This is a genomic window from Lacihabitans sp. CS3-21, assembly GCF_024343675.1.
Classification (GTDB): Bacteria; Bacteroidota; Bacteroidia; order Cytophagales; family Spirosomataceae; genus Leadbetterella.
Map to the genome: position 1 here is coordinate 1 of NZ_RJUD01000039.1, position 450 is coordinate 450.

The window sequence follows — 450 nt, forward strand, 5'->3', positions numbered from 1 at the left end:
ATACAGGAACTTCAAATTTAACCTTTAGTAATCCCACCATAAGTGGTTCAAACGCTTCTGATTTTAGTGTTTCATCAAATCCAACAAGTCCAGTTTCGGCTTCTGGATCAACCACTTTTCAAATCACCTTTAATCCTTCTGCAGCCGGACTTAGAAGTGCAACGGTTTCTTTGGCTAATAACGATTCTGATGAAGCAACCTACGATTTTGCAGTAGAGGGCTCTGGCTCAGATGTATCATTAACAGCTCTTTCACAAACTAATGTAAGTTGTAATGGAGGAAGCAATGGTGCGGCAAGTATAAATACGCCAACTGGAGGAGCAGGTGGATATACCTATAACTGGACGCCTGGCAATCCAACGGGAGATGGGACATTAAGTGTAACAGGCTTAACAGCTGGTTCATGGACCTGCACGGTAACAGATGCGAACAGTTGTACAGCTACACAGA

The 450-nt window shown here is 43.1% G+C and carries 1 protein-coding gene; it reads left to right on the forward strand.

The annotated features are described in order from the left end of the window. Positions 1-450: choice-of-anchor D domain-containing protein (locus tag EGI24_RS14185; protein WP_255049117.1), on the forward strand; the 450-nt coding region annotated here is incomplete at both ends.